This window comes from Pseudomonas sp. (assembly GCF_026224925.1).
Taxonomy (GTDB): domain Bacteria; phylum Pseudomonadota; class Gammaproteobacteria; order Pseudomonadales; family Pseudomonadaceae; genus Aquipseudomonas.
On sequence record NZ_JAMFRV010000253.1, the window covers coordinates 1 to 5,873 of the forward strand.

At 56.3% G+C, this 5,873-nt stretch carries 4 protein-coding genes; 3 read left to right on the plus strand and 1 reads right to left on the minus strand.

Annotated features, from left to right (window positions below; all coding sequences use genetic code 11):
• Positions 1 to 642: phosphotransferase (locus M0974_RS11065; protein WP_297836181.1), on the minus strand; the 642-nt coding region annotated here is incomplete at its 3' end.
• 129 nt (positions 643 to 771) lie between these two features.
• On the opposite strand from M0974_RS11065, the gene M0974_RS11070 reads away from it, so the two are divergent.
• The 3 genes from M0974_RS11070 to pdxA form a co-directional block, all read left to right on the plus strand.
• A complete protein-coding gene (locus M0974_RS11070) occupies positions 772 to 3,606 on the plus strand; it encodes an LPS-assembly protein LptD (RefSeq protein WP_297836183.1) in 2,835 nt (944 codons plus the stop codon).
• Positions 3,587 to 4,927: a peptidylprolyl isomerase gene (locus tag M0974_RS11075; RefSeq protein ID WP_297836185.1), complete on the plus strand. Its 1,341-nt coding sequence runs from the start codon at positions 3,587 to 3,589 to the stop codon at positions 4,925 to 4,927. Before M0974_RS11070 ends, M0974_RS11075 begins: the two co-directional genes overlap by 20 nt.
• The coding region (pdxA, locus tag M0974_RS11080; protein WP_297836188.1) for a 4-hydroxythreonine-4-phosphate dehydrogenase PdxA at positions 4,924 to 5,873 on the plus strand (950 nt) is incomplete at its 3' end. The genes M0974_RS11075 and pdxA, both read left to right, overlap by 4 nt.

Consider the following 5,873-nt stretch of genomic DNA (forward strand, 5'->3'; position numbering starts at 1 on the left):
GCCGGGATTCGGCTCGCTGAGCATCAAGTTGCGCGGCATATAATCGCGGTGCACCAGCACCTTGGGTTGCGCCAGCGCGCTGTCGATCAAACGATCACTGACGCGCTGCCACATCGCTAACTGCGCCGCGTCCATCTCGATGCCCAAATGACGACTCACGTACCATTCAGGGAACAGCTCCAGTTCACGACGCAACAATGCCACGTCATAACTGGGCAATGGCGCGTCCATCGGCAACTGCTGGTAAGCCAGCAGCGCGTCGAATGCATCTGCGAACAATTGATCAGCGTTTTCCTCGTTGATCACATCGAGATAGGTCTTGCGACCCAGGTCATTAAGCAAAAGAAAGCCATGCGTAAGGTCTTCGGCATAAATTTTCGGAACATTAATTCCTGATTTACCTAATAAATCTGCGATATCAACGAACGGTTTGCAGTTTTCCTGGGGTGGAGGCGCATCCATGACAATAAAAGTTCGACCAGCACCCTCCCAACGAAAATAACGTCGAAAACTCGCATCACTACTGGCCGCAGTCAACGTGGCCGGGGGTACGACGCCCCAATCTTGAGCTGTAAACAGCGCTGGTAATTGCTCATCAAGCCAAAGTTTCAGGCGTTGCAGGCGTACATCTTGATCTGGCATTACAAGGGTCTCCGACGGCGCTAGCCGTCAAGCGGGTCATGCTTTATTATCCGACATCTTTTTCAGCCCATCGAGAGGCGTGCGGCCCCCCCGCGGGCAGATGGCGCGCAGGAAGCCCGGATTAATAAGATGGCATTGAAATCCCACGCATTTCGTAAAAAATTTCCGTTGCTCGTAACCGGCAGTCTGCTGGTGATGCAACCTTTAGCCACTCAATTCGCGGTTGCCGCTGAACAGTATGACTGTTCAGTCTCTGCTGCGGGTGCTTGGGATTGCGCGCCGAAAGTGAACGCAGTTCAACTGCCACCGCGCCCCGTGCATAGCGTGGACGGTATCAGCACGAACGGCCAAAGCGCGCCGGACAGCGGCTCGACGGGTGGCGAAAAAGCCCCCATCACGCTCGTTACCCAAGCCAAAGGCTATGGCCTGAAGTCGCGTAGTGCTGACTACAGCCACCTTGATTGGGTTCCTCGAGAAAAACTTACCCCTGCGCAATTGGCTGAAACCGGCCCTTATTGCTCGGGTGCGTATGTCGAGCCCATCCGTCCCGGAATGAACGACCAGACGAAGATGAACGAAGCGCCGATGTTTGTCGGTGCCAAGGCGTCTCGTTATGAGCAGGAAGCTCAGGTCGCAACCCTGGCCGGTGACGTTGTATTGCGTCAGGGCAGCATGCAAGTGCAGGCCCAAGAGGCCAGCCTGCATCAGGCAGAAAACCGTGGCGAACTGAACGGCGATGTCCGTCTGCGTCAAAACGGTGCTCTGATCGTCGGCGACCACGCCGAGATTCAGCTCGACACGGGTGAAGCCCAGGTCGACAACGCTGAATACGTGATGCACAAGTCCAACGTGCGCGGTAGCGCTCTGTACGCCAAGCGTGCCGAGAACGCGATCATCCGCCTCAAGGATGGTACGTACACAACGTGCGAACCCAACAGCAACTCTTGGGAAATCAAGGGTAATAACATTACGCTGAACCCGGCCACCGGCTTCGGTACAGCGACCAACGCCACCCTTCGGGTCAAAGACATACCGGTGTTCTACACCCCGTATATCTATTTCCCGATCGATGACCGTCGCCAGTCAGGTTTCCTGCCACCGACCGTTTCCAGTGGCGGCAAATCCGGCGCCATGCTGGTCACACCGTATTACTTCAACTTGGCACCGAACTACGATGCTACGTTGTACCCGCGCTTCATGACCAAGCGCGGCGAGATGATCGAAGGCGAATTCCGCTACATGACCAAGTCAAGCCAAGGCACCATTGGCGGCGCGTACCTCAACGATCAAGATAACGAACGTGAACTGCAGACGGACGCCAAAAGCACCCGTTGGATGGTCAACGTGCAGGAGAAAAGCGGTCTCGACTCACGCTTGTCGACCGACATTGATTACACCGACATCAGCGACCCGTATTACTTCCAGGATCTGGACAGTGACGTGCTGGGCGTCGAGAAGCGCGACTACATCAACCAGCAGGGTGCTGTGAACTGGCGTGGCGATAATTACACCGCGCGCTTGAACTTGCAGGCTTACAAGCTGGCGACTGTTTCCGACATCACCCCGTACAACCGTCTGCCGCAGATCACCTTTAATGGTGCGCTGCCGTATCATCCGGGCGGTTTGAATTTCAACTATGAAACTGAAGCTGTTCGGTTTGAACGCAGCCTGCAAACCGGTAATTACCTTGACGAAGATGGCGGCCCGATTAATGCGGACGGCACAGTCGGTACTCCAAGGCTAGATAACAACGTCACTGGCCTGGCTCGAGCAGAAGGCGACCGCCTGAATCTGGCGCCGTCGATGAGCTTACCGATGAACTGGACGTACGGCTTTGTAACGCCGAAGCTTAAATACGTTTATACCAAATATGATCTGGATCTGAGCGGCTTCGGACAGGACCAAATTATTGCAGCCCAAACAGCTGCTACGCCGAGCAACCCATACCTTGGTGGTGAGTTCAAGAGCTCTATAGACCGTAGCATCCCGGTCTTCAGTGTCGACAGCGGCTTGTACTTCGACCGAAACACCCAATGGTTTGGCAAGAACTACCGCCAAACCCTGGAACCGCGCCTGTACTACCTGAACGTACCGTACAGAGATCAGAGCGACATTCCGATCTTCGACTCAGGTGAAACAACGTTCAACTACGCCTCGCTGTTCCGCTACAACCGCTTCGTCGGCTCCGACCGCATCGGTGACGAGAACAAACTGTCGCTGGGCATCACCAACCGCTGGATCGAAGACAATGGCTTTGAACGCCAGACCTTCAGCATCGGTGAGGCCATATACTTCAAGGATCGTAAAGTACAACTGCCGGGTATTGATTACGCTACTCGCGCCGATGCTACTTCCGGCCGCTCGCCGTACGCCCTTGAATACGCTTATCGCTTCAACAAAGACTGGCGTGCAACGTCCGATTTCAACTGGGATCCGGACAGCAAAAAAACCCGTTCCGGCAGCGCGATGATGCACTACCAGCCTGAAGACAACCCTAACAAGGTAGTCAACGCCGGTTTCCGCTATCGCAATGACCAGGTTCGCTACGACCAGACCACCGGTAAGTGGGTCGTGGGCGGTGGTGACCTCGGAACCCCAGGGCAACCGGGCTACATCAAGGACTACTACAGAATCCAGCAGCATGATTTCTCGGTCATCTGGCCTATCGTTCCAAAGTGGAACGTGATCAGCCGCTGGCAGTACGACTACAACCGCAACCGTACGCTTGAAGCCTTTGGTGGTTTCGAATATGACAACTGCTGCTGGAAGCTGCGTTTGATCGACCGTTACTTTGTTGATTACGACGAGTTCAGCCAGGACGTAGGTCAGAACGAAAAAGGCGACCACGGCATTTTCTTACAAGTGGTGTTGAAGGGACTTGGTGGCGTTGTTGGCCAAAAAGTTGAAAGCTTCCTCACCAAAGGCATCCAAGGTTATCAAGAACGTGAAGACCAAGCTTTCTAACTGTCTGCGCCCATTGATGTTGGGCGCGTTACTCTTGAGCACCGCAGCGCATGCTGAGGTGCAGCCCCTCGACAAGGTCGTGGCCATCGTCGATAACGACGTGATCATGCAGAGCCAACTGGACCAACGGGTTCATGAAGTGCAGCAGACCATCGCCAAACGTGGCGGCGGTGTGCCGCCGGCGAACGTGCTGGATCAGCAAGTACTGGAACGTCTGATCGTTGAGAATCTTCAACTACAAATAGGTGATCGCTCCGGTATCCGGATCACTGACGAAGAGCTGAACCAGGCAGTCGGTACCATTGCTCAGCGCAACAACATGTCTGTGGACCAATTCCGCGCGGCCCTGACTCACGATGGCTTGTCTTATGAAGACGCTCGTGACCAGATCCGCCGGGAAATGATCATCAGCCGTGTACGTCAGCGTCGGGTAGCTGAGCGCATCCAGATTTCCGAACAAGAAGTGAAAAACTTCCTGGCCTCGGACATGGGCAAGATGCAAATGTCCGAGGAATATCGCCTGGCCAACATTTTGATTGCCACTCCGGACAGCGCCTCTTCAGACGCTATCCAGACAGCGAACAAACAGGCTCAGGAGATTTACCAGCAGCTCAAACAAGGCGCTGACTTCAGTCAGTTGGCCATTGCCAAGTCCAAAAGCGATAACGCGCTGGACGGCGGCGACATGGGCTGGCGCAAAGGTGCTCAACTGCCACCGCCGTTCGACAGCATGCTCAGCAGCATGGCTGTTGGCGACATTACCCCGCCTACGCGCACTCCCGGTGGCTTCATTATCTTGAAGCTGGAGGAAAAACGCGGTGGTCAGGGTCAAGCGCAGATGAAGGACGAAGTTCATGTCCGCCACATCCTGATCAAGCCAAGCGAAATCCGCAGCGAAGACGAGACTCATCGTCTGGCTCAACGCCTTTACGAGCGCATCAAAAACGGCGACGACTTTGGTGAGCTGGCGAAAAGCTTCTCCGAAGATCCAGGCTCGGCGCTCAACGGTGGCGACCTGAACTGGGTCGACCCGAACCAACTGGTGCCGGAATTCCGTGCAGTCATGGCGGACAGCCCAGTAGGCGAGCTATCCAAACCGTTCAAGACCACATACGGCTGGCACATATTGGAAGTTCTCGGCCGTCGCGCTACAGACAGCAGCAGCGAAGCCCGCGAAGAACAAGCCAAGACTGCGCTGCGTAACCGTAAGTACGACGAAGAGCTGCAAACCTGGCTGCGTCAGATCCGTGACGAAGCCTACGTTGAGATTAAGCTCCCTGCTGCTGATCAGCCCGACCAGGCTGACCAGGCTACAAAGTGAAAGCAAAGCGCTTCGCTCTGACACCCGGCGAGCCGGCCGGTATAGGTCCTGACCTGTGCCTGCTACTCGCCTCGCACCCTCAGCCGCACCCCCTGATTGCCATTACCAGTCACGACCTGCTCCTTGAGCGGGCCGTGCAGTTGGGCGTGGCGGTCAACTTGCTGCGCGTAACGCCTGATGCCTGGCCAGATACGCCTGCCCCGGCAGGCAGTCTGTATGTGTGGGACACACCGCTGAACGCGCGTGTGGTTGCTGGCGAGTTGAATACGGCCAATGCGGCGTTCGTCTTGCAGACGCTGACCCGCGCCGGCCAGGGCTGCATTGACGGCGACTTTGCCGGGATGATCACCGCCCCGGTACACAAGGGCGTGATCAATGACTCCGGCATCGCTTTTTCAGGCCACACCGAATTCCTGGCCGATCTGACTCACACCGAACAGGTTGTGATGATGCTTGCCACGGGTGACTTGCGCGTGGCCTTGGTGACCACTCACCTGCCCTTGCGCGACGTCGCCGATGCGATAACAGCAGAACGCCTTGAACGGGTCACGCGCATCTTGCACGCCGACCTGGTTAACAAGTTCGGCATCGCCAAACCGCGCATCCTGGTCTGCGGGCTCAATCCCCACGCCGGAGAAGGCGGTCATTTGGGCCATGAAGAAATCGACATCATTGAACCTACTCTGGAGCGTCTGCGCAGCGAGGGCTTGGATTTACGGGGCCCGCTGCCTGCCGACACTCTGTTCACCCCCAAATATCTGGAGCACTGCGATGCAGTGCTGGCGATGTACCACGACCAGGGTTTGCCTGTACTGAAGTACAAAGGTTTCGGCGCCGCCGTCAACGTCACCCTCGGCCTGCCGATCATCCGTACGTCGGTGGATCATGGCACCGCGCTGGATCTGGCGGGCAGTGGCAAGATCGACACCGGCAGCTTGAAGGTCGC